The sequence below is a fragment of the Acidobacteriota bacterium genome, assembly GCA_019347945.1.
In the GTDB taxonomy this organism is placed as follows: domain Bacteria; phylum Acidobacteriota; class Thermoanaerobaculia; order Gp7-AA8; family JAHWKK01; genus JAHWKK01.
In genome coordinates this window covers 26,661-52,332 of record JAHWKK010000005.1, presented here as the reverse complement: position 1 = coordinate 52,332, position 25,672 = coordinate 26,661, and the positions used below count along the sequence as shown (strand labels likewise).

Sequence of the window (25,672 nt, the reverse complement as noted above, 5' to 3'; positions counted from 1 at the left end):
ACGCGAATTCGCCGGAGTGTATAACACACACTGATCGGTTTCCGGGACGGCATGGTTCGCTTCCCGCAGAAGGCGGTTGAGCGGTCGAAATGAGGATCTCCTTCAAAGGTGTATCTCACGATTATCCCGGCGCGAGCGACCGGGCGACGGTTCATGCGCTGCGCGATCTCGATCTCGAGGTGGCCGACGGCACGTTCCTCACGATCATGGGGCCCTCGGGAAGCGGCAAGTCGACTCTTCTGCATCTGGCGGGAGCGATGGACACGCCCACCAGCGGCACCGTGCTCCACGACGAGCTCGAGCTGACGGCGATGACCGAGAGCGAGCTGACTCTTCATCGGCGTCGAAACGTCGGGTTCATCTTTCAGTTCTTCAACCTCGTGCCGACCCTCAGCGTTCGGGAGAATCTCGAGCTGCCCCTGCAGCTCAACGGGATCCGGGACCCGGAGCTCGTCAGCGAACTGCTCGATCGCGCGGGCGTTTCGAATCGAGCCGGACATCTCCCCGCGGAGCTCAGCGGCGGAGAGATGCAGAGGCTGGCGGTCCTGCGGGCGGTGGTTCACCGGCCCCGGCTTATCGTCGCCGACGAACCCACCGGAAATCTCGATCGTAAGACCGGTCAGTCGATTCTCGATCTGATCTCGGAGATTCATCGTGACGATGCCCCGACGATCGTGATGGCAACTCACGCCGAGGAGGCGGCCGAGCGCGGAACCGTATGTATCGAGATGGTGGATGGAGTGGTGGTGTCCGGGTGACCGCGCTGAGGGTACTCTTCCGTGCTCTCGTCGCTCGGTTCTCGCGCCGGGACCTGGCCCGGCTGGCGATGACGCTCTCCGGAATCGCGATCGGAGTCGCGACGCTGCTTTCGATCCAGCTCGTCAACGCGAGCGCGCTCCGCTCCTTTTCCGAGACGGTCGAGCTGGTGGCGGGGAGGGCGAACTGGCAGATTGCCTCCGACGTCGGCGCGATGGATGAGCGAACCCTGCTTCGCCTCCGGCACCTCTGGCCGCTCGGGGTGCGCTTCGCGCCGGTGATCGACCGGGACGGGATGTATGAGTCGTCGGAGCCGATTCGGATTCTTGCAGTCGATCTACTCTCGGACATCCATTTTCGCGACTACCGTTACGCCACGGTGATGCGGGCGAACCGCGAAGCGCGGTCGGAGGACGCAGCCTGGTTTCTCGAGCTGTTCGAGGACGACTCGGTGGTACTGCCCGATCGTTTCGCGGAATCTCACGGGCTCAGAGTCGGCCAGCGCGTGCGGCTGGAGCTGAACGGCCGGAGCGTCGCGTTCACGCTGCGCGGAATACTGGAGAGCGAAGGACCGGGAGCCGCATTCGGCGGCAACATCGCGATCCTCGACATCGCCACTGCGCAGAGAGCTTTCGGCCTCGGAGGTGAGCTCAGTCGAATCGATCTGATGATTCCGGCCGGGATCGAGGAATCGGTCGTCGAGGATCTGCGCGGCTCGCTGAGAACGCCGCTGCGAATCGAGAGGCCCTCGAGACGGAGCGAGCGGGCGGTGGAGATGCTCGAGGCATTCCGGACGAACCTGACGGCACTCGCCGGGATCTCCGTTCTGGTCGGGATGTTCCTGGTGCACAACACCGTGCTGCTCTCTTATCTGAGGCGACGGCGAACCGTTGCGATGCTGCGGACTCTCGGGGTGTCTCGCTCTCAGATCGCGACCGTGTTCGTTCTCGAGGGGGTGCTGCTCGGGGTGCTCGGCTCGTTGCTGGGGATCGCGCTCGGTGTCCTGATGGCCCGGTCGATTCTCTCCGCGGTGTCCGGGACGATCAATGCGCTCTATCTTCCGACGAATCCTTCCAGCGTGAATCTCACGCCGGAGCTCGTTCTGTCGGCGTTCGCGATCGGCGTTGCGGTGTCATTACTCTCATCGCTTCAGCCGGCCCTCGAAGCGTCCCGGTCGAGTCCTCTGCAGCACCGGTTGAATGCAATGGTGGGAAGGGTTTCGACGGGAAGGATCTGGCTGTTTGCCGGAGCCGCGGTCGCGACCGCGATTGTGGCCTGGCTGTTGTCGCTCGTGCCACCGATCGACGGCCGGCCGCTCGGAGGATACGGCTCGGTTCTCGCGATCGTCGTCACAATGGTTCTCGGCACGCCGGCCGTGCTCTATTTGTCGGCGAGGTTCCTGCGGCCGGTTCTCAACCGGCTGTGGGGGGTGGTCGGGGCGATCAGTGCCGGGAGCGCGATCGCCTCGCTGAGAAGGATCGCCGTTGCGACCGCTGCGCTCGCGACGGCCGTCGCCATGGTCATCGCTGTTGCCCTGATGGTCGGAAGCTTTCGATCGACGGTCGAGATCTGGATGGGGCAGACGCTTCAGTCGGATCTCTGGATCCGGCCTGCCCGCGATCTCTCGAACGCAGCGGCCGCCACGTTCCCCGCCGCGATCGCGTCGGACATCGAGAAGATCGGGCTGATCGCAGCGTTCGACAGGATTCGGGGGAGGGAGCTCATCTGGAACGACCTGCCGATCTACGTCGGCGGTTCCGATTTCGATGTCGCCTCGCAATACGGTCAGCTGCCGATGCTCGACGGCGTACCGAGGTCGGTTGCTCTGCGCGAAGCTGTCGACAGCAATGGCGTCGTGATCTCGGAATCGCTGGCGCGACGGCACCGGCTCGATCGTGGCAGCGAGATCGAGCTGCCGGTGAGGGATGGATTGCGGCGCTTTCCCGTGACGGGCGTCTACCGCGACTATTCGACCGACCGAGGCGTCGTCGTCATGGATCGACGGCTGTACGAGAGACTCTACTCGGATGATGGGATCAGCACCATTGCCGTTTACCTTCGCGACGGCGTCGATCCGGAGGAGGCGGGGGTTGAAATCCAGCGGGAGCTTTCGGAATGGAACGCCTTCGTCTTCACGAACCGGACGATCCGGCTGGAAGTAATGAAGATCTTCGACGAAACGTTCCGGGTCACCTGGGTTCTTCTGGCGATTGCGGTGGCGGTCGCGGTTCTCGGAACCTTCAATACTCTCGGGGCGATCATTCTCGAACGAAAACGGGAAATTGCTCTGCTGCGCGTCGCCGGGCTGACCCGGCGGCAGATCCGTACGATGATCGTCCTCGAGTCGGTGCCGATCGGACTGACCGCCATCGTCATCGGTGCGGCGGCCGGGTGGGTGATCGCTCTGGTACTCGTTTACGTCATCAACGTCCAGTCGTTTGGGTGGACGATCGACTTCAGTCCTCCCTGGAACACGATCGTTTTCACCGCGCTCATCGTTGCTGCCTCGGTGCTCGCTTCGGGGATGTTCGCCGCGAAGCTGGTCGACACGATCGATCCGGCGAGAGAGGTGCGTGCCGAATGAGTCGCTGGATCCTGGCGGCGGCGCTCCTGGTCGCATGGAGCCCGGAGGCGCAGGAGAGAACGCGCGCGAAGTCCCCCGCGGAGATTGCCCCTCCGGTGCGCGAGGGTTGGAAGGCAGCCGAGCCCGGCTACGAATTCCGTTTTCCGCGCGATCACGGCGCCCATCGCGATTTCAGTACGGAGTGGTGGTACTTCACCGGACACCTGCGAAGCGACGAGGGATTGCGCTTCGGATTCGAGCTGACCTTCTTCCGAGTCGGTGTGGTTCCACCTCCGAAGAGGCGGATCAGCGAAAGCGCGTGGGAGCTCGAGGAGATCATGCTGGCACACTTCGCTGTGACGGATCTGGAGGACGGAGATTTCCGATATTACGAAAAGCTGAATCGCGGCAGCCCGTTCACCGCCGACGCGGCGACCGATCGTCTCGATGTCTTCAACGAAGGATGGCGCGCGAGGCTGACTTCGGACGGCACGATCGAGCTGAAGGCGTCGGTCGACGAGGGCGACGGTCTGAGCCTCCGGCTCCGACCTGAGAAGGATCCCGTGGTGAACGGGGTCGATGGTGTGAGTCTCAAGGCCGAAGGGGTTGGCTATAGCTCGCACTACTACTCGCTGACCAGGCTTTCCGCGACGGGGGAGCTGCGAGACGAGGGAAACGTAATGGATGTGACGGGCTCGGCGTGGATGGATCACGAGTTCGGCAGCGCGGTTCTCCGCAGCGACCAGGTCGGATGGGACTGGTTCTCGCTGCAACTCGACGATGGTACGGAGCTGATGCTGTATCAGATCCGGCGGGAGGACGGGTCGAGGGAGCCGATGTCATCCGGTTCCTTCGTTGCGCGAAGCGGAGAAGTGATTCATCTCCGGAGCGAGGACTTCCTGATCGAAGATCTCGAGCACTGGACTTCGAGCGAAACCGCGGCGGCATATCCGGTACGATGGAGAGTGATCGCTGGGGCAATCGGGCTCGATCTCGAAGTGCGTGCGTTGCAGAAGAATCAGGAGCTCGTCACCCGCTCGTCGACGGGTATCACCTACTGGGAAGGGATGGTCTCGGCGGCCGGGAGGTCGGGGGGTACGCCTGTACGAGGTCGAGGATATGTCGAGATGACCGGCTACGCGGAGATCTTCAGTATCGTCGGGCAGCGTTGATCATGGCGCCTGCTTCGCATCGGCGCGGCGCAGCTGGAAGGGTGAACCGGAATGGATGAAATGGATGAGCGGTCGAGCGACGAACGACAGGAGGAGCTGCTTCTGTTCGCGAAGAAGGCTCTCATCGTCGCCGCGATTATTGTAGGGCTCGTTCTTGCGTGGTCGATTCGCTACATTCTTCTCCTGATTTACATCTCGGCAGTTCTCGCCGCAGGAATCTCGCCGGTCGTTCGGAGAGTGCGTGTCATCGGGAGAGCGTGGCTGGGGCGGCGGATCCGAAAAGGTGTGGCGGTGTTCGTGGTCTACCTTCCGCTTCTCATTTTCGCCGCGATTTTCTTCGCGGTAATCGTTCCGACGATGGTCCTCGAAGTCCAGGAGATGGCGTCCGATCTTCCGGCGCTGATCGAGCAGAATCTGCTCGGGCCCGCTCGGGCTTACGGAGTTCCCGTCGACGCAATCGTCGCGTGGTTCGAGCGGTACGGGAACGCGAGCCCGAACCAGCTCTTCAGTTATGTCTGGAACGTCGTGGCGGTCGTGACGGCGATCGTTGCGACTCTCTTCATGGTCGCCTACATGCTGGTCGATGCCGATCGGTTGCGGAGCGTCTTTCTTCTTCTCTTTCCGGCGAGCAGCCGTTCGGCCCGGCAGGCGACGATTCGGAGGGTCTCGCGACGGATGAGCTCGTGGCTCGGCGGCCAGATCACACTCGCGGCGATCGTCGGCCTGGCCACCGGCATCGGGGCGACGGCCCTCGGGATTCCCTACGCGGTACCTCTCGCCCTGATCGCGGCGGTGGGGGAGGTCGTTCCGGTCATCGGACCGATCGTGGGCGCGGTTCCGCTTTGTCTGGTGGCGCTTCTCCAGTCACCCAGCCATTTCTGGGCGGCTCTGGTGCTCGCGATTCTGATTCAGCAGGTCGAGAACTATCTGCTGGTCCCGAGAATCATGGGGCACAAGGTGTCGATCTCTCCGCTGGCAGTCTTCATTGCGTTTCTCATCGGAGCGACTCTTTTCGGGATCATCGGTGCGATCCTGGCAGTTCCCACGGCGGCGATCATTCAGGTGATTTTCGAGGAGTCGTTTCTCGCGCGGCGCGAGCGAAGGAAGAGCGGCGATCGAACAGGCGTCGTCGTCGCGACGGATCACAAGAAGCGTATGCGCTGATCATTCAGCCGGATAGACGACGAACGATCCCGAAGAAAAGACGATGTCGGTGTCGTAATCACGCGGATCCGGATTCTCGTAATCGTCGTCCGCGACGCCGTCCTTCCCCTTCGATCGAATCGCATATCGGTCTCCGTCGAGTGAGAACTCATAGCTATTGCCCCAGCCATCGAACTGGTGAAAAGTTTTCGAGTAGGTTGGAACCATCGCCGCGACGAGATCCGGATACGCGACCGGCTCATCGGGAAATACGTAAGCTGCCGAGACCGCGTAGGTGTTGTGATCGATCGAGTAGCGTTCCCACGCCATCGCCATCTCGCGGATGTCGGCGATCGTCTGGCGCTGTTTCGCCTTGTCGAGCGCGTTGACGTAGTTGACGATTGCAATCGCGGAGAGGATCCCAACAATCAGGACGACCACGAGAAGCTCGATGATCGTGAATCCGGAATCACCCCGGGCATTACTTACATCTTTCTTCATCCGAACCTCCTGAAGCCGGTCGAACCTGTCGTGGAGATGATAAACCGGTATGCGGTAACCGGTAACCGGTAGCCGGTTGGAGGCTCGGCGAGATGAGCTCGCGCAGTTCCGACCCACGTCATTCTGAGCCCGGTGCGGATCTCGCGAAATTGACCCCACGTCATTCTGAGCCCGGCGCAGCACGGGCGAAGAATCTGGGCGAGGGTTCGAGAAGAGTGAAGAGAGAAGAGTGAAGAGTGAAAAAAAGAGACGCCGCGAAGGTCACCTCTGCATACTCTCACCCTTCACTCACGAGCCTGCCGCCAGATCCTTCTCCGTCCTTCGGCGCTCCTAATGAAACGACGACGAAATTGCGTGGACTTCGACCTTTTGCAGCGCTTCGCTTGGCCTGATGTCCCACCCTGCAAGGTCCCTCGCTTGCCCACCGACCGCCCGCTCGGGATGACGCCGGTTTGAGTATGGGGTGCGGAGTTTTGCGGGCTCCGGTTTTCATTCCCGCTTCACCGGCGCAACGCGCCGGTCAATTGCTCAGGATGACGAGTGTCTTGATGTGGCGAGAGCAAACGATTCGACGTAGGCGGCGTTGCGCGCAACCGGCTACCGGCTACCGGCAACCGGCAACCTCGAACCTCGAACCTCCAACCTCCAACCTTCCATGGCACGGATCAAGCTTCGAGCGGAAGTGATGAGTCTCGACCTTTCGAAGCGGGGGAGGGAGATGCCTGCGTCCCCGATTCGGGATCTCGTTCCGTTTGCGGATGCGGCGAAACGCCGCGGGGTCCACGTTTACCATCTGAACATCGGGCAACCCGATCTCGATACGCCGCCGGAGCTGAGGGAGAGGCTCAGCCGGATCGATGCGACGTGTCTGAGTTACACGCCGGCGACCGGAACCGAAGAGTTCCTCCAGACGATGAGGCGTTACTACGCCGGGCTCGGCATCCGTTTGAGGACCGATCAGATTCTCGGGACGACGGGTGCGAGCGAAGCGATTCTCTTTGCGATGATCGCGTGCGCGGACCCGGGAGACGACGTCATGGTGGTCGAGCCGTTCTATGCGAACTATCGAGGGTTTGCCCAGATGGCCTCGCTCGGCGTGACCGCGGTCACTTCGCGGGGTCGGGACGGCTTTCATCTCCCCGATCGACATGTCTGGGACCGTCAGCTCACGCCGCGGACGCGGATCGTCATCATCTGCAATCCCAACAACCCGACCGGCGCCGTCTATCACCGGGAGGAGCTCGACATGGTCGCCGAGTTCTGCCGGGAGAAAGGACTCTTCCTCCTCTCGGACGAGGTCTATCGGGAATTCACATTCGACGGGCGCCGTCCGATCTCGGCTCTGGAGCTCGACGAGATGGACGAGCTCCTGATCGTCGTCGACAGCCTTTCCAAGCGTTACAGCTCGTGCGGAATCAGACTCGGATGCCTGGTAACCCGAAATCGGGATGTCTATCTCTCCTGTGCGCGGATGGCGCAGGCCCGGCTCGCACCGCCCGGTCTGGCTCAGTACCTCGCGATCGGAATCAGCGACCTCGAGCAACGGTATCTCGCCGCCGTGAGAGAGGAGTACCAGCTTCGAAGAGACTACCTCTACGACGCGCTTCGCAAGATCCCGGGAGTCTTCCTGAGAAAGCCGGAGGGAGCCTTCTATTTCATCGCACAGCTTCCGATCGAAGACAGTACCGACTTCTGCAGATGGATGCTGGCGGAGTTCAGTCTCGAGGGGGCGACCGTCATGCTGGCCCCCGCCAGGGGGTTCTACGATCATCCGGGTCTCGGTCACGACGAGGTGCGGATCGCGTACGTTCTGGGAGTTCCGGAGCTCGAGAAGGCGGTGGCGGCGTTGACGGCGGGCCTCGAGGCCTACCGGGTTGCGCACGACCTCCCCCCCTTTGCTTCGGAGAAACTCGTTTCCGGCAGTTGAGAGTTTCCACACGCGGCCCGAAGCGGTAGAATCGGAGTCCTAGTGGCTTTCGGCCCGTCCAGACCCCTTCCGGAGGAGCAATGACCAACCTCTCCGATTCAACGGTGGCCGAGGAGCGTGACTCGGCCGCAGGTGAACGGACAAACGATCTCACCATCCACGTGGCGACCGTCAACGGATCGGGTTCCCAGTCGTCGAATAATGTACTGATGCGCGCCATCTTCCAGATGGGCATTCCCGTCAGCGGAAAGAATCTCTTTCCCTCTAACATTGCGGGGCTGCCGACCTGGTTCACGATCCGTGCGAGCTCCGAAGGATGGACCGGCCGGCGGCGCAACGTCGACGTCCTCGTCTGTATGAATCCGGCTACGGGAGCGGACGACGTGAAAGCGCTCAACCCGGGCGCGATCTGCATTTTCGACGACGCCCTCGGTCTCGAGGGATCGAGGGATGACGTCACGTTCTACCCGATTCCCTTCTCGAAGATCGCCGGCGAGGTCACCTCGGACTCGAGGCTTCGCAAGCTGATCGCGAACATGGTCTACGTCGGGGTGGTCGCGTGGATGATCGGAATCGATCGGGAGGAGCTCGTCAGCGCAGTCGAGCGACAGTTCAGCGGCAAGGCGAAAGCGGTCGAGCTGAACGTCGAGGCGATCGACAAGGGGATCGCATATGCCGCCGACAATCTCGAGCCCCAGGTCGCCCATCGCCTGCAGCGGATGGACAAGACCCGGGGACAGATCCTGATCGACGGAAACTCTGCGGCGGCGCTCGGAGCGATGTTCGGCGGGGTCACGGTCGCCACCTGGTATCCGATCACCCCCTCGTCCTCGCTCTGCGAAGCGCTCATCGAATATCTCAAGGCCTACCGTCTCGCCGATGACGGTAAGGCGACGTTCGCGGTGGTGCAGGCCGAGGACGAGATCTCCGCGATCGGCATGGTGATCGGGGCCGCCTGGGCGGGGGCGCGTTCGATGACGGCCACCTCCGGACCGGGAATCTCGCTCATGACCGAATTCGCCGGGCTCGGATATTTCGCCGAGATCCCGGCGGTCGTCTGGGACATTCAGAGAATCGGGCCGTCCACAGGCCTTCCCACGAGGACCAGCCAGGGGGACCTGCTCCAGGTCGCACATCTGTCGCACGGTGACACCGAGCACATCGTGCTGTTTCCCGGATCCGTTGCCGAGTGCTTCGAATTCGCGATGAAGGCGCTCGATTTCGCCGAGCTCTTTCAGACGCCCGTGTTCGTCCTCTCCGATCTCGATCTGGGGATGAACAGCTGGATGTCGGAGCCGTTCGAGTATCCGACCGAGCCGATCAACCGCGGGAAGGTCCTGACGGCGGAGAAGCTGAAAGAGCTCGGGGGCAAGTGGGGGCGGTATCTCGACGTCGACGGAGACGGGATTCCCTGGCGGACTCTTCCCGGCACCGATCATCCCGACGCCGCCTACTTCACCAGAGGCTCGGGCCACAACGAGGAAGCTCGTTACACCGAAAAGCCCGAGGATTACGTCAATCTGATGGAACGGCTCAGGAAGAAATTCGAAACGGCGCGAGGACATGTCCCGCGGCCGGTGATCGAACGGGAGGAAGGGGCAAGAGTCGGTCTGATCGCTTTCGGTTCGAGCGACGTTGCCGTTCAGGAGGCGCGACACGTTCTGCGACGGGATCATGATCTCGCGACCAGTTACCTGAGACTTCGCGCTCTTCCGTTCACGAAGGATCTCGAGGCGTTCGTCGCCGATCACGACCGGATCTACGTCATCGAACAGAACCGCGACGGGCAGCTACGCTCCCTGATCCGCCTCGAGCTGAAGGGTGACCCGGATCTGAGAAGTATTCTTCACTTCGACGGGTTACCACTCTATGCGCGGTTCGTCGTCGAATCGGTGGTTGCGATGGAGGGGGAGAAGCGAAATGGCTGACAGCGTTCTCAATCTGACCGGCCCGGTAGCGAAGGAAAATCGCGTCGGACTTTCGGCTCTCGATTACAAAGGGGGGAAGTCGACGCTCTGCGCCGGTTGCGGTCACGACGCGATCTCGAACCAGATCATTCGAGCGTTCTATGAAATGAGCGTCAAGCCGGAAAGCGTGGCGAAATTCTCCGGAATCGGTTGCTCCTCGAAGACCCCGGCGTACTTCATGTCGCGTGCGCATGGTTTCAATGCTGTCCACGGAAGGATGCCGGCGGTCGCAACGGGCGCGACACTGGCGAACCGGAAGCTCGTCTCGATCGGGGTTTCCGGCGACGGCGATTCGGCATCCATCGGTCTCGGGCAACTCCTCCACATGATTCGCCGCAACATTTCGATGGTCTACATCGTCGAGAACAACGGTGTCTACGGATTGACCAAAGGGCAGTTCTCGGCGACGGCCGACGAAGGGTCCCAGCTCAAGAACGGCGTCATCAACGATCTTCCCCCGATGGATCTTTGTGCGCTCGCCATTACGTGCGGCGCCGGATTCGTCGCCCGCGGCTTCGCCGGGGATCCGAAGCAGATGGTGACGATGCTCAAGGCGGCGATCGCGTACGACGGCCTGGCTTTCATCGACGTGATCTCCCCCTGTGTGACGTTCAATAACCATGAAGGCTCGACGAAGAGCTACCCTTACGCCAAAGAGCACGACGAGATCCTCCACCAGGTCGGCTTCGTCCCGTCGTTCGAACCGATCGAGATCGATTACGAGCCGGGTGAGGTTCGTGACGTTTCACTTCACGACGGCTCGAGGGTGCTGTTGAAAAAGCTCGAGGAAGATTACGATCCCGGCGACGCGAACCAGGCGATGACCCGCCTTCACCGCGCCGTCTCGGCAGGACAGATGCTCACCGGGATCGTCTACCTCGACCCCGCGAAGAAGAGCTTCACTTCTCAGCTCGGAATCGTGGACGAGCCACTCGGGACTCTGAGTCAGGACGTCATCCGTCCTCCGAAGGAAGCTCTCGATCAGATCATGGCCGAGTTGATGTAACCGGAGAGCCAGATGAGCAAAGGTGAGAAGGAAGCGGACGGGAAGGGCGCAACCGAGGACCAGGTGAACCGGATCGAATCGATCGACCGCACCGAGGCCCTCGGATACGACGGAGAGTCCCGCGAAGAGCACAGTGGGCAGAACGAGCCGGTGCCTCATCTCGATCCCGATCACGATCTGGCGGACAACGAACCGGACGAGATTCCGCCGAAGCAGAAACCCGGAAAGTGACCGCTGTCGAGGATCGGCTCGGTGTGCAGCACGATCTGAGCGCGTCACCCAGGCGCGTCGTTTCACTCGTCCCATCCCTCACCGAGACGCTGTTCGACATCGGAGCCGGTGATTGCGTCGTCGGAATCACCGACTACTGCATTTTTCCGGAGCTCGAGACCGGACGGCTGCCGCGGATTGGCGGAACGAAGAATCCGAAGGTCGTGCGGATCCGGGAGCTCGAGCCCGATCTCGTCTACGTCAACGTCGAAGAAAACCTCGAACGTCACGCGCAGCGGATCGCCGAGTTCTCTCCGGTCTTCGCGACTGAGCCTCGCACCGTGGAGGATGTCTGTGCACTGATCACCACGCTCGGGACGATTCATCGCGTCGAGACGGAGGCCGCTCGCTGGTCGACCGCCATTCGCGACGAAGCGCTCGATGCGCGCCGTACCGATAACTTTTCCTTTCTCTGCCCGATCTGGAAGGACCCCTGGATGTGGTGTGGTGGAGACACCTATGTTTCGGCCCTGATCGAGGCTGCGGGGGGGCGGAATCTGGTAGGGAATCGTGACCGCTATCCGGCGGTCGATCTCGGGGCGGCACTCGATCTTCGCCCGGACGTCGTCTTTCTTCCGGACGAGCCGTACGTATTCACCACTGAGGATGCCGTCGCACTCGGGCGGGCGACCACCGCTCGCATGGTCGGGCCCTTCCCCGGGCATCTGATCACGTGGCACGGGACCCGGACGCTGCGCGGTCTTCGATTCGTCCGGGATGCGGTTGCCCACTGACCTGGGGCGAATGCTTCCGATGAAGAGACCCGGCACGGGCAACCCCGGGTATGAATTCGAGGGCAATTTTGAGCCCCGAAGGGGCGACAGATGAGTCGTGACCGGGATTGGAAGGGTCTGTCGCCCCTCCGGGGCTCGAATTCCTGTCCCGCCATCCGTCCCGGGGTTGCGGACGTCGCCTGACGGTCCTTCACCCCGTGCTACCTTCTGGCCGCCCCTGCCGGGGCGGATCGATCTCTATTGGTTTGGGCAACAGCCCGATTTGGTTCCGCGACCCCTTACTTCGCGCGTTCGATGTAGCGCAGGTCGGCTGGATCGACGACGATCTCGGTGCCGCTCTCGATGAAAGCGGGTACCTGAATGACGACGCCGTTCTCGAGTGTGGCGGGCTTCGGTGACGCCGAGGCGGTCGCCCCCTTGAGGGTCGGCTCGGTCTCGGCGATGCGGCAGACCACCGTCTTGGGAAGATCGACACCGATCGGCTTCCCCTCATACATCTGAACCTGGACGTTCATCCCCTCGCTAAGCCACCGGGCGGCATCACCGAGGTCTTCGTCGCTGAGGCCGATCTGCTCGAAGGTCTGGGTGTTCATGAAGTGGTAGGATTCTCCGTCCGAGTAGAGATACTCCATCTCCTGCGTATCGATGAAAGCCTGCTCGATCGAGTCGTTCGATCGAAAGCGATGCTCGAACTGGTTGCCGGTTCGGAGATTGCGCATTTTCGTCTGAACCATCGCCCTGAGGTTTCCCGGTGTGTGGTGCCTGAAGTCGAGAACCCGGCAGAGATCCCCGTTGAAGAGGAGAACCATACCGTTTCGAATGTTGGTTGCCTGCATGAGATTTTTCCTTCCAGGATACGGGGAATGGTATGTAAGAGCTCAACGGAGGTCTTGATGAACCCAGCCACTCGCGAGCGAACGCAGAATCCGATGAACCTCGATGCGCGTTTCGAGTCGGAGGAACCTCGGCGCACCCGTGGCGAATTTCCCGGGGGGCGGACTGTCCCTGTCGCGCTCGCTGCCCTCCTGGGCCTGGGCATCCTGTGCGGTGGTTGCGCCCCGCGCGTCCAGCCGGGAACTACGATCGCCTCGATTCAGGGTGCCGGGCACGTCTCTCCTCTGAAGGACGCGAGGGTCGATCGGGTCGAAGGGGTCGTGACGGCCGTTCTCGAGGATGAGCGACCTCCCCGCTTCTGGATTCAGTCGAGGCGTCCGGACGACTCGCCCGCGACCTCTGAAGGCCTGATGGTCCTGACGCGTGGCGTCGACGTTCCGATGCCCGCGGTCGGTTCGCTCGTAGCCGTGTCAGGAACCGTCAGCGAGTGGAGCAGGGGAGGTGAGCTGACCCAGACCGAACTGGCCGATCCCGCCTGGGAGATCCTCGGGCAGGCCGAACTTCCCGCGCCGGTTCTGATACCGGGCCACCGCAATCCCCCGGGCGTCGTCGACGACGACGGGCTGTCACGATTCGAGCCTCGCTCCGACGCGATCGATTTCTGGGAGAGTCTGGAAGGAATGCTCGTCGAGATCCAGGACCCCGTAGTGATCGGTCCGACCAGTCGTTACGGCGACGCTGTCGTGATTTCCGGTCCGGACTGGCACCGTGTCTCGGAGAAGACCGCACGAGGAGGGGTCCGGGTCATGCCGGACGACGAGAACCCGGAGAAGGTCGTCATCGACGGCCGGATCATTGGCGGAGTGCCCGATTTTCGGGTGGGGGAGAGATTGCGAGGAAATGTCCGCGGCATCGTCAGCCAGGAATTCGGTATCCAGAGAGTTCTGCTCGTGGAAAAACCTGAGTCTCTCGGGCCCGTTGGGTGGGCGAGCGAGACCACGAGGCTGACCGGTGGCCCGGATTCGGTGACGATTGCTTCGTGGAACGTCCTGAATCTCGCGGCAACGAATCCCCCCCTGAAGTTCGAAGGGATTGCCCGGGTGATCGTCGAACATCTCAGGAGTCCCGACATCATCGGCCTTCAGGAAATCCAGGACGACTCGGGTGGCCGGGACGATGGAATCACGAGCGCGCGAGCGACTCTCGAACGGCTCGTCGCCGCGATTTCGGATGCCGGTGGTCCGGAGTATGCCGTTCGTCAGATCGACCCACTCGACAGCGCAGACGGGGGTGCCCCCGGTTCGAACATCCGGAACGCCTTTCTCTTCAATCCGGACCGCGTATCTTTCCCTGACCGGGGGGAGCCTGGAGCGGAGACCGAGGCGGCCCTGGCGGTGAGCGGTGGAGAAATTCTGCAGACGAATCCGGCTCGCCTCGGAACGCGCGAGCCTTGTTTTCTCGGCGAGGGGAGCAGCGATGAAGCGGAAGGGACCCGGAAGTCGCTCGTCGGCGAGTTCGAGCTCGGTGGAAAGCGAATCGTGGTGATCAACAATCACCTCAAGTCGAAGCGCGGTGACGATGCCGTGTTCGGCCCTGTGCAGCCACCGGTTCGACATACCGAGGCACAGCGAAGTTGTCAGACGGCGCTGATCGGCGAATTCGTAGAACGCATTCGATCGCGCTTTCCCGTGGCGGCAGTGGTGGTTCTCGGCGACCTGAACGAGTACGAGTTTCGCCCACCGATCGACGAGCTGCGGAAACGAGGTCTCGTTGCTCTGGTCGATCGCCATCCAGGACAGGATCGTTACACTTACAATTACCAGGGGAACTCACAGATCCTCGACCACATACTCGTTCCTCGGGAGCTTGCAAGCCGGACGGAGCTGGACATTGTGCACGTCACAGTCGACGAGCCGGGATCATTACAGACGTCGGATCACGAGCCATTGCTGGTACGCGTCCGGCTGGATTGACGTCAAAAAAACGCACGCTCGATGGAGCGTGCGTTTCTTCGGGTTCTTAGGGGAAATTCGTCAGGACTTGGCGGCCTGCATCTGACGAAGCGCTTCTTCGCGGCCCTGTTCCCTGGCGATTTTCTGAAAATCGGCCTTCTTGCGCCCGGAAAAACGTCGAAGGTTCGAGATGTATCTCCCCTGAAGCGCCCGGCTCGCTTTCACTTCGGGCGAAAGATTTCGTTTCTTCCCTTTTTTCTTTCCACTGCCGGCTTTGGAGGTTTTGCCAGTGGCGCGCTTCTTTCTGCCGCGTTTCTTTCCGGTTCCGGATCTACGCTTGCGCGTTTTTGAAGAGGACCCGGCTGAGGAGCCGGCGGCCTCTCGCAATCGATCGAGCCGGCGCTCGAGATCATCGATATCCGAATGCATGCTCTTGAGATAGCGATCGACGTCTCGTTGTGAGATCTTGCGATCCTCGAGCATCTTTTCAACTACGTAATGTGCCTGCGCCTCGGTGAGATTCATAGACCGTCCTTACTGTTGATTGAAGGGATGTGTCGATACCACTTTAAAGATCATAGCAAATTGGTAGAATCAATGTTCATCTCAATCGGAAAGTGTTCGTCTGATGAAGGCAATCGACCTTTCGATCGCCATAGCGATCAGGTCTCTGGTCGAATTGGCTGCGCGAGCGGGGGCTTTGTAAGAGTGATCGCCTCCTTCGAGCCACTCGACCCGGATGGCGTCGGAGAGTGCGTAGCGAGCGACCTCCTCCGGCTTCCCGAATGGATCCCTCGTCCCCTGGAGGATCAGCGTCGGAGCCCGCAGAGTCTCGAGGTGTGAGGTTCGTGTCTGTTGCGGCTTGCCGGGGGGATGAAAGGGGTATCCGTAGCAGATGACTCCTGCCGCGACCGAATCGTCCGCGACCATGGTTGCGATCCGCCCTCCCATCGACTTACCACCGATGAAGGTCCTGCCTGCCTGTTCGAGGCTTGCAATTGCATCGATCCATGTCGCCTCGAGAATGGCGGGGCGGTCAGGACCCTTCTTCTTACCGGTTCGCCTTTGGGCCATGTAGGGGAATTCGAAGCGTGCAACGCGTATCCCTTCTTTGCTGATGCCGGAGGCGATGTCGTTCATGAACGGTGAATCCATTGGAGCACCGGCGCCATGAGCGAGGATCAGAGTGGCCGGCGCGGCCTCCGGACCGTCAAAAATAAATTGCACCGCACGATACTAACAGAGGCGGAGTTGCCCGTCGTTATAATGACCATCCGATGAGGAACGTCATTCTGATTCTCACCATTGTCTTCAGTTCTGCCCTTCAGGCGCAGACGGGAGAAGATCCGCCTGAGATCTCCTCGTCCGAACCATTAGTGGTTGGTACAAGGGAGGCCGTTCCGTTTGCTATGCGTGCCGGAGACGAATGGACCGGAATGAGTATCGACCTCTGGAACGAGATCGCGAACGAAGCCGGCATCGAATTCCGGTATGTCGAAAGGGATCTCGACGGGCTCATCTCCGGGGTCGAGACGAATGATCTGGACCTTGCTGTATCGGCTCTGACAATCACCGAAGAACGGGAGAGGCGAGTCGACTTCAGCCATCCTTATTATGCGAGCGGACTGGGCATCGCAGTGAAGTCGGGCGCGAAAGATACGCCGCTCGTGCTGGTCAGAGCACTCTTCTCGAAGCAATTGCTGAAGACTCTCGGCATGATCATTCTGGTGGCTTTCGTCGTCGGCGCTCTCGTCTGGCTGTTCGAAAGACGAAGGAATCCGGATCAGTTCGGAGGCTCAGCCCGAGAAGGACTCTGGTCGGGACTCTGGTGGTCCGCGGTCACCATGACTACGGTGGGATACGGGGACAAGTCACCGGTCACCTCGGGCGGAAGAATCATCGCTCTGGTGTGGATGGTGGCAGGCCTCATCGCCATTTCGACGCTGACGGCGTCGATGGCTTCGGCGCTCACGCTGAACGAATTGCAGGGGAGCATCGACGGACCCGAGGACCTTCCGGGCGTGACCGTCGGTACGGTATCCGGCTCGACCAGCAATGAATGGCTCACCGCCCGCGCGATCCGCCATCGAGGCTTTTCGAGGATCGAAGAGGCCCTGGACGAGCTCAGCGCCGGAGAGCTCGATGCGGTCGTCTACGACTCGCCCATCCTGCGATATATGTCGCGCCACCGGTTCGAGGATCTCCGAGTGCTCGACCAGAATCTGGGCCTGCAGACTTACGGGATCGCATTTCCTTCGGGGAGCCCGCTCAGGGAGCCCGTCAACCGGAAGATTCTGGAGCTGATCGAAGGGGAAGAGTTCAGGGCGATCAGAATTCGGTATCTCGGCGACGAGGAGCAGTGATCGTGGATGACCCGTCTGGTCCGGTTCTTGTTCCCCGGCTCCTCGTCGAAGGCGGCAGGAGAGCCATCGAGTATTACGAGCGTGCCTTCGGAGCAAAGCGGATCTCGGTGATCGAAGATCCGATGGGGCAGGGCGTGCTTCACGCGGAGCTGAGAATCGGCGAATCGCTCTTTCAGGTCGCGGACACGATGGAGCGGGAGTCGGATCCGCGATCCCTCGGTGGAACGCCGGTCGTTCTGAAGCTCTGGTGCACAGACCCGGATCGGATGTTTTCCAGAGCTTTGAGCGAGGGTGCGAAAGTGGTGGTCCCGATCCAGGACACCGCGTGGGGCGAACGATTCGGAGAGGTCGAGGATCCGTTCGGACACATCTGGTCGATTGCCGCCAGGACGGAAGATCTCGAAGAGGAAGAGATCCGACGGAGAGTTCGCGATTCAGCGGGCTGATCCGGTCAGGATTCCGGCGAGATCGCGAAGATCGATGTTGCCGCCGGACACGATGGCGACGATCTTCCGCCCGCCGGTCCGACCGGCGATCGCCGCGGCGACCGGGAGTGCTCCAGCGCCTTCGCTGATCACGCGTGCGCGCTCCGCGATCGTTCGGATCGCTTCCCTGACCTCTTCGAGGCTGACGACGACCGACCCGTCGAGAACGGGGTGGAGGCGATCCCACATCGAGGGAAAGACGCTCTTGCCGCCGGCTCCATCGACGAACGACTTTTCCCACCGGTCGAAAACCTGAGGACTCCCCCGCTCGAACGAGAGGGCCAGCGGGGCAGCGGTCTCGGGTTCAGCGCCGAGAATCGTGACGTCGCTTCGAAGGGGACGAATCGCCGCACCCACACCCGCCATCAGCCCCCCTCCGCCGATCGCGCCACAGACGACGTCAACCTCCGGAAGGTCGTCGAGGATCTCGAGACCGATCGTCGCGTTGCCGGTAATGAATGCATCGTCGTCGAAGGGATGGATGAACGCCCCCTCCACGCCGGGAAACCGGCGATCCTGCATCGCCTGCCAGCACTCGTCGAAGGGAGCGCGGACGAGCTCGGCTCCGAGCTGCTCCATCCGCCGGACCTTCGTATCGGGCGCGGTCTCGATGACGACGACCGTGCAGGGAATTCCATACCGCCGGGCGGCCCACGCGACACCCTGTCCCGCGTTTCCCGCGCTGATCGTCCAGACGCCCTGCGCCCGTCTGTTTTCGTCGAGCTCGGCAATCGCGTTGACCGCGCCCCGGATCTTGAAAGCATTGATCGGCTGGAGGTTCTCCAGCTTCAGCCAGATCTCACGTCCCTCGAAATCCCCTTCGAGCCGGACGAGCGGAGTCCGGACGACGATGCCCTCGAGAGTCGAAGCAGCCTGGCGAATCGCCTCGAGCGTCGGTACCGAAGCGGTGTCCTTCATTGGCGGCCATTCTAACGGAGCTTGCGCAATGAATACGGGGCGAGGGACGCGCGACGGGGTGCGGGCCTCCGGGCAAGCCGCGATCTCGCGGGATCAAGCATCACGTTGGGAGGGCGAGCCTCTGGCGAGCCGCGAGCTGGCGGGATTGGTCGGCTTGTCGCCCGCCCGGCTGATCGCGGGTTTCAGGTCCGATTTCGAGAATCGCGGCTCGCCAGAGGCTCGCCCTCCCGGTCAATCGTTGCATCGAGACCTCAGAATCGGTCCCAGAGCTGTTCCCACCAGGGCTTCTGCTCGTCGTCGATTCCACGGATGTCCATCCTGCGGAAGATCGCTTCGACCGGCCATCCGGTCAGCTGCGCTGCGGTTCTCGCCTGCAGCCGTTCCCGTTCGGCGAGCTCGCGACGATACCGATCGGTTGCCGAGCACCATTCGCGTCCCTCCCACGGATGACGGACGATGTAACGGGCCTGAAAGGTCGACTGGTCGTTCGTCTCCTGGAAGACCAGATCCTCCGGAAAGGAGCGGGCGTCGTAGCGGACGTGGAGCCGCGTCACGAAGACGTCGGGGCCTCCGCCGTCGAGCCAGAAGACACCGAGTGCGCGGAGCTCATCGCGGGTGAGTGGGTTTGTCGGGCATGGATCGCACCAGGCGGCGTTCCATGCATATTCGAGGAACACCGCCCGCATCCGCTCCTCGCGGACCTGGCGATCGAACATCGCCGAGTAAAACTCGCCGAATTCATCTCGTACGAACATCGGAACCTCGGCGTCGGTCGGAATTCTGACGGTCCGATAGTTCGTCGTCTCGACGCGACCTTTTCGAGTGAGCGTGTGGATGATCAGATCCTGGGGGCCTCTGGCATTGACCGTACCGAGGCGGATCGGGAGCATGAACTTCGGCGTCTCGAACGCGATCTGGATCGGCCGCAGATAGGTGAATCCGAGACGTCTCTGTTCCTCGATGTTGACCCTGGCGACGAAGAACTTCGTATTCTGCCGGATGTAGCTCTGAAGCGTGGCGGTCGCTCCCTCGGGAATCCGGTAGCCGTTTTCCCGGAGCCAGGTCTGAAGGCCGTCACTCTGTTTCGCGGAGAGAACGACGATCTCGTACTCGCCGATGCTGTACGAAGCCTCGACCGTCACGCCGAGTGCTTCTTCTCTCACGGAAGACGCGTCGGCCATCTTCGCCGTGGCCGGGAACGGTGACTGCTGCCGTCTCAGTGCGATCTGACATGGATTCTCGTCGTGGTACTCGACGAGCCTGGGTGCCGTAAATGTATCGAGCCGTTCGAGCAGCGCCGGATCGGCGAGATTGATCTGGCTTCTTTGAATGACGGTCGGAACCGGAATGACGATCGCGAACTCGTCGAGATCCCCCTCGTAATCGTTAGCCATCGTGATCACGGTCCGATCGCCATCGCGGACCAGGACGGCTTTCGAGGCATTGTTGTAAAGATTCGATCCTGCCTTGCCGACATAGAAGCCGCAGAATGCGAACGCTGGCATCGCCAGAGTGAGTGACACGAGGAACATCAACGAGATTCGAATCATGGAAAGATCTCCTTTCGGGAAGTGAAGCGGTGTGAGCAGGGCTCCACGCCGAGCGGGAGCGGTTGAGTCGTCACCGGGCCACTCGAAACGACGAGCTCGGATCAGACGGTTCAGTACCGGAACGAACGGCGAGGAAAAGGCGAGCGCCAGAAGGAGCGCGTTTGGTTGCTGATGGTGAAAGCGCAGATAGCCGGCGAGCGCGGCGACTGCCACGGCCCAGAGAATTCTCGCGATCCGGGAGTCGGGTGTGGTCTTCGGGTCGGAGATCATGAAAAACGAAAAGATCAGAAGGGTGCCGTTCTGAAGCTGATGGAGCGGGATGGCGAGCGGGTCCCCGAGATAGATTGCACGTCCGAAGACGAGAGCCGTCCAGGAGAGCAGAAACGCCCATGTGACGTCTGATCGCGCAGCGCGATGGACCACGAGTACTCCGCCGCACGCGATGAGAAAAACCGTCCACGTCTCGCTGCCCCACCGGCCGCTCGAAACCCAGCCGTCCCACCCGGTGGCGAGCACCGCAACGATTGCGATGTTTGTCGGATTGAAGACGTGCCGGCCATCGATCCTCAGGATGAACTTCGATCCGACCGCCAGCCCGGCGGCCAGCAGGATCGTCAGCCAGCTCTCCGCTCGCAGCAGAACGATGATCGAGAGCGCGGAGATGAACGCGCTTTTCGCTTCGAACGGGATTCCTGCCCACCGTGACCCGATCGCCTGGGCGCCGATGGCGCCGGCGAATGCGGCTGCGACATGCGCGAACCGAAGATCGAGGCCGAGCCCGAGCCCGCCCCACGCCACGAGCGCTCCGAGCGATGCGATCTGAAAATATCGGGGATCGATGGACTGGAGCTTCTTCACGCTCCCTTTGACACGGCCAGAGGCGGAAAGTAAACCGGCAGAGAGGAGCCAGGATTCAGGAATCAGGAGCCAGGATTCAGGAATCAGGAGCCAGGACAGGAATCAGGAGCCAGAGTTGAAGAGCGAAGCACTCGTCATTCTGAGCCCGGCGGAGCACGGGCGAAGAATCTGGCGGGGGATCGTGAGTCACCCTTGCATCCACTCGCCATGTTGACTCACGAGCCGCCCCCAGATCCTTCGCCGTCCTTCGGCGGCTCAGGATGACGAATTAAACGCTGCCCTCAACCTGGATCCTGGATCCTGATTCCTGCTGTCGTCAGGGACCCTCTTTCCAGGCGAGCCGGGGACCCGCGTCGGTCTGCTCGATTCCGATCGCGCCGGCCGTGGAGAACGAAAGAGCGCTTCCGATCAGTCGTTGAGTCAGGGAGGGGAGAAAGGGCAGATGGCTCACCACGATGAATGTCCCCTCCGCCGACTCGAAGTCCGTCGCGATCACATCTGAATCCGAATCGGGTGAAACGTTCGAGTCCACCTCGAGCGCCCCTCCGAGCCGTCGCTGGAGCAGCTGTGCCGTCTCCATGGCGCGCAATTTGGGGCTGTGGATGATTTTTACGGGATCAATCCTGCGGGCGGCCAGTTTTTCCGCGAGCGACTCGACTTCCTCGCGGCCCTGATCGGAGAGCGATCTCTCCGAGTCGTTCTTCCCGTTCCGGGCGTGGCCGTGTCGCACGAGCACGAGCAGATCCATCGTCACTCCTCTTTCTTCTCGAAAATCCAGGCGATCATGATACCCAGAAGATAAAGAGCGATCATCGGGATGGCGAGGGCCGACTGCGTGACGATGTCGGGAGTCGGCGTGATCATCGCGGCGATGATGAAGATGATCAGGATCGCATATTTCAGGTTCTTCAGAAGAAAGGCCGGAGTCACCAGACCGAGCCTGGCGAGGAAAAAGATCAGAATGGGCGTTTCGAAAACGAGCCCGAGACCGAGAACGAGCCGGGACGCGAACGAAAAGTAATCATCGATCGTGATCACGTCGTCGAAGCCGGATCCCATCTCGACGAAGAAATTGCAGGCGAGAGGAAGAACTACCTTGTAGCCGAAGTAACCACCCGCAATGAAAAAGATCGAGGAGAACAGAATGAACGGGACGGCATAGCGGCGCTCCCGCCGGTAGAGACCGGGCCGGATGAAGAGCCAGACCTGCAGAATGATCACCGGGGAGGCGAGAAAGACACCGGCGAAGAGGGCGACCTTCATGTAGAGAAAGAAGGGAGCGGTGAGGCTGGTGAATGCGAGCTGTCCGTCGGGGAGGTACTGGACCACAGGCGCCTGGATGATGGTGAAGATCGCCGGAGCGAATGACCAGCAGAGCAGGAATGCGACCAGAAGGCTGACGATGACGACGATCAGGCGGCGGCGAAGCTCGTCCAGATGGTGGAGGAAACTCAGTTCCTCGAGCTCATCCTGCTCGGGCACTCGTTCGTCGCTCACCGGGTGAGAAACCGTCATCAGGGTTTCGAGGAGGGCTCGGCCGGGATGGATCTCGAGTCGGGTTTCGGTCGGGTGGAACGGCCCTGCTCGGCATCGATGTCGTCCTCGAGGCTCGACTTGAGCTCGTTGGTGGCGCGCCGAAACTCACCGAAGGCCCGCCCGATCGTCCGCCCGATCTCGGGCAGCTTGCGAGGGCCGAAGACGATCAGTGCAATGGCAAAGATCAGTAGCAGTTCCGGAAATCCGAGTGGTCCCATCCTGGTAGCACCTTTGTTGCAATTGTCCCGAACGCAGCCTGGATGATGAATAGTTCCACGCGGGCGGGAGTTGAAGGAGTCGAGATGAAATACAATCAAAACGTGCAGAAACGCAAGTCGGGCTTCCTGGGAGTCGTACTCATCACCCTCGTCGCTTCCGCAGCGGCGGGAGCGCTGTTCGGCGATCGGATCACCGAATCCAAGGGGGAAGACGAGCTCCACGGCAGACTCGAGGAGTACACCGACCTGATCACCGCTGCACGTTACTGGGCCGCCGCCCCGGTCGAATCGGAAAATCTCGTCTTTTCGTCCATCGACGGAATGTTGCGGACCCTCGATCCCCACACGACCTTCCTCAAACCACGGGATTTCGGCGAGATGCAGGACCGCCAGAAGGGTAGCTTCTACGGACTCGGCATCCTGATCACCAAGCGAAACAACCAGATCACCGTCATTACCCCGCTCGAGGGGACGCCGGCGTCACGCCTCGGAATCCGGGCGGGAGACATCATCTCCGAGATCGAAGGGGAGAGCACCGAGGAGATGCCCGTTGACGAAGTCGTCGGCAAGCTGAAAGGTCCGAAGGGAACCACGGTCAACATCAAGATCGTTCGCGTCGGAATCAAGGAACCGATCCCGATGGAGATCGAGCGTGCGGCCATCCCGACCAACTCGGTGACCGTCGTCGAGATGGTCCGTCCGGACGTGGGCTACATTCGACTCAAGGACTTCACCTACACCACCGTCAGAGAGTTCGACGATGCGCTCGCGCGACTCGAAGAACAGGGAATGAAGAAGCTCGTGCTCGATCTCCGTACGAATCCCGGTGGACTTCTCGACGCGGCCGTAGGAGTCTCCGATTTCTTCATCAGAAAAGGTGAGATGATCGTCTACCACCGGGGGCGTAACGAGGATAACTATCAGGAGTATCGAGCTCCCGGGAAGCACCGGAACCTCGACATTCCGGTCGTCATTCTGATCAATCGGGAGAGCGCATCTGCCTCCGAGATCGTCGCCGGGGCCATCCAGGATCATGATCGGGGACTGGTCGTCGGTCAGACGAGCTGGGGGAAGGGGCTCGTACAGAGCGTCTTCTCACTCCAGTACGGCGCGGGCCTCGCGTTGACCACATCCCGTTACTACACTCCCTCCGGTCGGAACATTCAGAGGGATTACTCGTCGTTTTACGATTACTACCTCGGCGAAGCCACCGAATCGAGTCTCGAGGACGGTTCTTTCGAAACGGAATCCGGAAGAAAGGTTTTCGGCGGCGGTGGCATCGAGCCGGACGTACTGGTCGAGCCTCGCGAGCTCCCGAATCTGGTCCAGCTTCTCCAGGTGCGAAGCGCCATCTTCAACTTCGCCGTGCAGTACGTCGCCGATCATCCCGAAACGACCCGCGAACTGATGATCTCCGACGCGATGATTCGAGATTTCGCGGCCTATGCCGAATCGGTGGAGATTGCCTCCCAGGAGGAGATCCTCGAATTGTTCGAGTCGGATCCGCTGAGCCGGGATTACGTGGAACGTCAGCTCAAAGCCGAGATCGTCGCCGCCAAATTCGGTTACGACGCTTCGTATCCTTACAGACTTCTCGGTGACGAGCAGGTCGAGCGTGCAATCGAGCTGATGCCGGCAGCCGAGAGGCTCGCCAACGAGGTGCGAAGGATCAGGGCGGAGCGAATGGCCTCGGCCGAGCGGGCCGAAGGCGGGACCTCGGTCGGCCGGAACTGAGCTCGAGGTTCGAGGTTCGAGGTTGGAGGTTGCAGCCATCCAAGCGCTCGCCATCCTGAGCAATTGACCGGCGCGTTGCGACGGTGAATCGCAAATGACACCCGTGAGTGCAGGAACAACCGCACTCGCGTACTCAAACCGACGTCATCCCGAGCGGGTGGTCGGGCGGGCAAGCGAGGAACCTTGCAGGGTGGGACATCAGCCCAAGCGAAGCGCTGCAAAAGGGTCGAAGTCTAACAATTTCGTGGTCGTTTCATTAGGAGCCCGGCGAAGCGAGGGGGGCAGGGGGGTCGTGAATCATCGGTGCAGGCGCTGGTCACGTTGACCACGACCGTCCCCAGATCCTTCGCCTTCGGCGGCTCGATCACGCGAGAATCGAGTGCTTCGGCTTAAAACCTCGAACCTCCAACCTCAAACCCCGAGCCCGGCGGAACAGCCTCTTCCCACATTGCTCGCCGTCTTGCTACAATTGTGAAGGATGGCGTCCAGGCTCCGTATCGGGTTGGTCCTTGCTGCAGCACTGATCGCGCAGGCCTGCTCTTCTGCCGGCCCGGCAGTGACCGAGCCCCCCGTCCGCGTCGACCCTGACTGGACATCCCTCGATGCGCAACTCGCCGAGGACCTCGCCGTCCTCGACGAACGGGACGCCTGGCGGAGAACCGGCAAGTCGATCTCACGAAGGCTCGGAGAGGAGTTGCGCCCCGGTTCGGTTCTGGCCGATCTGATGATTCCAGTCGAGGGTGTCCGGGGACGCGACCTTCGCGACAGCTTCGGGGCGCCGCGAGACGCGGGAAAGCGGAAGCACAAGGGGATCGACATCTTTGCGCCGAAGGGGACGAAGGTCGTCGCCGTGAGCCCGGGAGTGATCACCTATATCGGCGAGCAGCGACTCGGAGGCAAATGCATCTGGCTTCGTGCTCCCGATGGGTCGATGTTCTACTACGCACATCTCGACCGATGGGTCGGAGGGCTGCGCGAGGGGATGGAAGTGTCGAAGGGGGAGACGCTCGGATACGTCGGTAACACGGGAAATGCCCGGACGACACCACCCCACCTCCATTTCCAGATCGTCAGCCGTAGCACGACCGTCAATCCCTATCCGGTGCTGGTGAAGTCGGCCGTGGCCGTCTCGCGCCCGCTGCTCGGAGGCGGTTTCGGCAGGGCAGCCGCCTCGAGCCACTGATC

The 25,672-nt window shown here is 61.5% G+C and carries 23 protein-coding genes; 14 read left to right on the top strand and 9 right to left on the bottom strand.

What is annotated here, in order from left to right; genetic code table 11:
- Positions 1-89: 89 nt before the first annotated feature.
- The 4 genes from KY459_04680 to KY459_04665 are packed head-to-tail and all read left to right on the top strand — an operon-like array spanning position 90 to position 5,655.
- Positions 90-758 carry an ABC transporter ATP-binding protein gene (locus tag KY459_04680; GenBank protein MBW3563999.1) on the top strand — a complete coding sequence of 223 codons (669 nt, stop codon included), beginning with the start codon at positions 90-92 and terminating at the stop codon, positions 756-758.
- Positions 719-3,340: an ABC transporter permease gene (locus KY459_04675; protein MBW3563998.1), complete on the top strand. Its 2,622-nt coding sequence runs from the start codon at positions 719-721 to the stop codon at positions 3,338-3,340. The genes KY459_04680 and KY459_04675 overlap by 40 nt, the downstream gene beginning before the upstream one ends.
- Positions 3,337-4,491: a carotenoid 1,2-hydratase gene (locus KY459_04670; protein MBW3563997.1), complete on the top strand. Its 1,155-nt coding sequence runs from the start codon at positions 3,337-3,339 to the stop codon at positions 4,489-4,491. Before KY459_04675 ends, KY459_04670 begins: the two co-directional genes overlap by 4 nt.
- A 60-nt stretch (positions 4,492-4,551) precedes the next feature.
- A complete protein-coding gene (locus KY459_04665; GenBank protein ID MBW3563996.1) occupies positions 4,552-5,655 on the top strand; it encodes an AI-2E family transporter in 1,104 nt (367 codons plus the stop codon).
- Here KY459_04665 and KY459_04660 read toward each other — a convergent pair whose 3' ends face one another.
- Complete coding sequence (locus KY459_04660) at positions 5,656-6,135, bottom strand: prepilin-type N-terminal cleavage/methylation domain-containing protein (protein MBW3563995.1); 480 nt, start codon at positions 6,133-6,135, stop codon at positions 5,656-5,658.
- A gap of 655 nt (positions 6,136-6,790) precedes the next feature.
- On the opposite strand from KY459_04660, the gene KY459_04655 reads away from it, so the two are divergent.
- The 5 genes from KY459_04655 to KY459_04635 all read left to right on the top strand — a co-directional run bounded on the left by KY459_04655 (position 6,791) and on the right by KY459_04635 (position 12,039).
- Positions 6,791-8,062, top strand: a complete 1,272-nt coding sequence (locus KY459_04655) for a pyridoxal phosphate-dependent aminotransferase (protein MBW3563994.1) — start codon at positions 6,791-6,793, stop codon at positions 8,060-8,062.
- Positions 8,063-8,142: 80 nt separating this feature from the next.
- Positions 8,143-9,990 carry a 2-oxoacid:acceptor oxidoreductase subunit alpha gene (locus tag KY459_04650; protein MBW3563993.1) on the top strand — a complete coding sequence of 616 codons (1,848 nt, stop codon included), beginning with the start codon at positions 8,143-8,145 and terminating at the stop codon, positions 9,988-9,990.
- A complete protein-coding gene (locus KY459_04645; protein MBW3563992.1) occupies positions 9,983-11,035 on the top strand; it encodes a 2-oxoacid:ferredoxin oxidoreductase subunit beta in 1,053 nt (350 codons plus the stop codon). Before KY459_04650 ends, KY459_04645 begins: the two co-directional genes overlap by 8 nt.
- Positions 11,036-11,047: 12 nt before the next feature.
- Positions 11,048-11,266, top strand: a complete 219-nt coding sequence (locus KY459_04640; GenBank protein MBW3563991.1) for a hypothetical protein — start codon at positions 11,048-11,050, stop codon at positions 11,264-11,266.
- Entirely contained in the window at positions 11,263-12,039 is a 777-nt protein-coding gene (locus KY459_04635; protein MBW3563990.1) for a helical backbone metal receptor, read from the top strand. Before KY459_04640 ends, KY459_04635 begins: the two co-directional genes overlap by 4 nt.
- 278 nt (positions 12,040-12,317) lie before the next feature.
- Here KY459_04635 and efp read toward each other — a convergent pair whose 3' ends face one another.
- Positions 12,318-12,875: an elongation factor P gene (efp, locus tag KY459_04630; protein MBW3563989.1), complete on the bottom strand. Its 558-nt coding sequence runs from the start codon at positions 12,873-12,875 to the stop codon at positions 12,318-12,320.
- Between the two features lie 57 nt (positions 12,876-12,932).
- On the opposite strand from efp, the gene KY459_04625 reads away from it, so the two are divergent.
- Complete coding sequence (locus tag KY459_04625; GenBank protein MBW3563988.1) at positions 12,933-14,846, top strand: endonuclease/exonuclease/phosphatase family protein; 1,914 nt, start codon at positions 12,933-12,935, stop codon at positions 14,844-14,846.
- 60 nt (positions 14,847-14,906) lie between these two features.
- On the opposite strand, the gene KY459_04620 is transcribed toward KY459_04625, so the two are convergent.
- Both KY459_04620 and KY459_04615 read right to left on the bottom strand, forming a co-directional pair.
- Positions 14,907-15,350: a hypothetical protein gene (locus tag KY459_04620; GenBank protein ID MBW3563987.1), complete on the bottom strand. Its 444-nt coding sequence runs from the start codon at positions 15,348-15,350 to the stop codon at positions 14,907-14,909.
- An 81-nt stretch (positions 15,351-15,431) separates the two neighbouring features.
- Positions 15,432-15,980 (bottom strand): dienelactone hydrolase family protein, encoded by a 549-nt coding sequence (locus KY459_04615; protein ID MBW3563986.1) that lies wholly within the window; start codon positions 15,978-15,980, stop codon positions 15,432-15,434.
- Between the two features lie 122 nt (positions 15,981-16,102).
- On the opposite strand from KY459_04615, the gene KY459_04610 reads away from it, so the two are divergent.
- Together KY459_04610 and KY459_04605 are read left to right on the top strand one after the other, a co-directional pair.
- Complete coding sequence (locus KY459_04610) at positions 16,103-17,188, top strand: transporter substrate-binding domain-containing protein (GenBank protein ID MBW3563985.1); 1,086 nt, start codon at positions 16,103-16,105, stop codon at positions 17,186-17,188.
- A 2-nt stretch (positions 17,189-17,190) separates the two neighbouring features.
- Positions 17,191-17,634, top strand: a complete 444-nt coding sequence (locus KY459_04605; GenBank protein MBW3563984.1) for a VOC family protein — start codon at positions 17,191-17,193, stop codon at positions 17,632-17,634.
- On the opposite strand, the gene KY459_04600 is transcribed toward KY459_04605, so the two are convergent.
- The 5 genes from KY459_04600 to KY459_04580 all read right to left on the bottom strand — a co-directional run bounded on the left by KY459_04600 (position 17,623) and on the right by KY459_04580 (position 22,753).
- Positions 17,623-18,591: a pyridoxal-phosphate dependent enzyme gene (locus KY459_04600; protein MBW3563983.1), complete on the bottom strand. Its 969-nt coding sequence runs from the start codon at positions 18,589-18,591 to the stop codon at positions 17,623-17,625. The genes KY459_04605 and KY459_04600 overlap by 12 nt on opposite strands.
- Positions 18,592-18,842: 251 nt before the next feature.
- The gene (locus KY459_04595; GenBank protein ID MBW3563982.1) at positions 18,843-20,999 is read right to left on the bottom strand and encodes a DUF2330 domain-containing protein; all 2,157 of its coding nucleotides are present in this window, start codon (positions 20,997-20,999) and stop codon (positions 18,843-18,845) included.
- Between the two features lie 316 nt (positions 21,000-21,315).
- Positions 21,316-21,747, bottom strand: a complete 432-nt coding sequence (locus tag KY459_04590) for a histidine phosphatase family protein (protein ID MBW3563981.1) — start codon at positions 21,745-21,747, stop codon at positions 21,316-21,318.
- A gap of 2 nt (positions 21,748-21,749) precedes the next feature.
- Complete coding sequence (tatC, locus tag KY459_04585) at positions 21,750-22,496, bottom strand: twin-arginine translocase subunit TatC (GenBank protein MBW3563980.1); 747 nt, start codon at positions 22,494-22,496, stop codon at positions 21,750-21,752.
- Between the two features lie 17 nt (positions 22,497-22,513).
- A complete protein-coding gene (locus KY459_04580; GenBank protein ID MBW3563979.1) occupies positions 22,514-22,753 on the bottom strand; it encodes a twin-arginine translocase TatA/TatE family subunit in 240 nt (79 codons plus the stop codon).
- Positions 22,754-22,837: 84 nt separating this feature from the next.
- Here KY459_04580 and KY459_04575 point away from each other — a divergent pair, with 84 nt between their 5' ends.
- Entirely contained in the window at positions 22,838-24,487 is a 1,650-nt protein-coding gene (locus KY459_04575) for a S41 family peptidase (protein ID MBW3563978.1), read from the top strand.
- A 478-nt stretch (positions 24,488-24,965) separates the two neighbouring features.
- A complete protein-coding gene (locus KY459_04570) occupies positions 24,966-25,670 on the top strand; it encodes a M23 family metallopeptidase (GenBank protein MBW3563977.1) in 705 nt (234 codons plus the stop codon).
- Positions 25,671-25,672 lie beyond the last annotated feature (2 nt).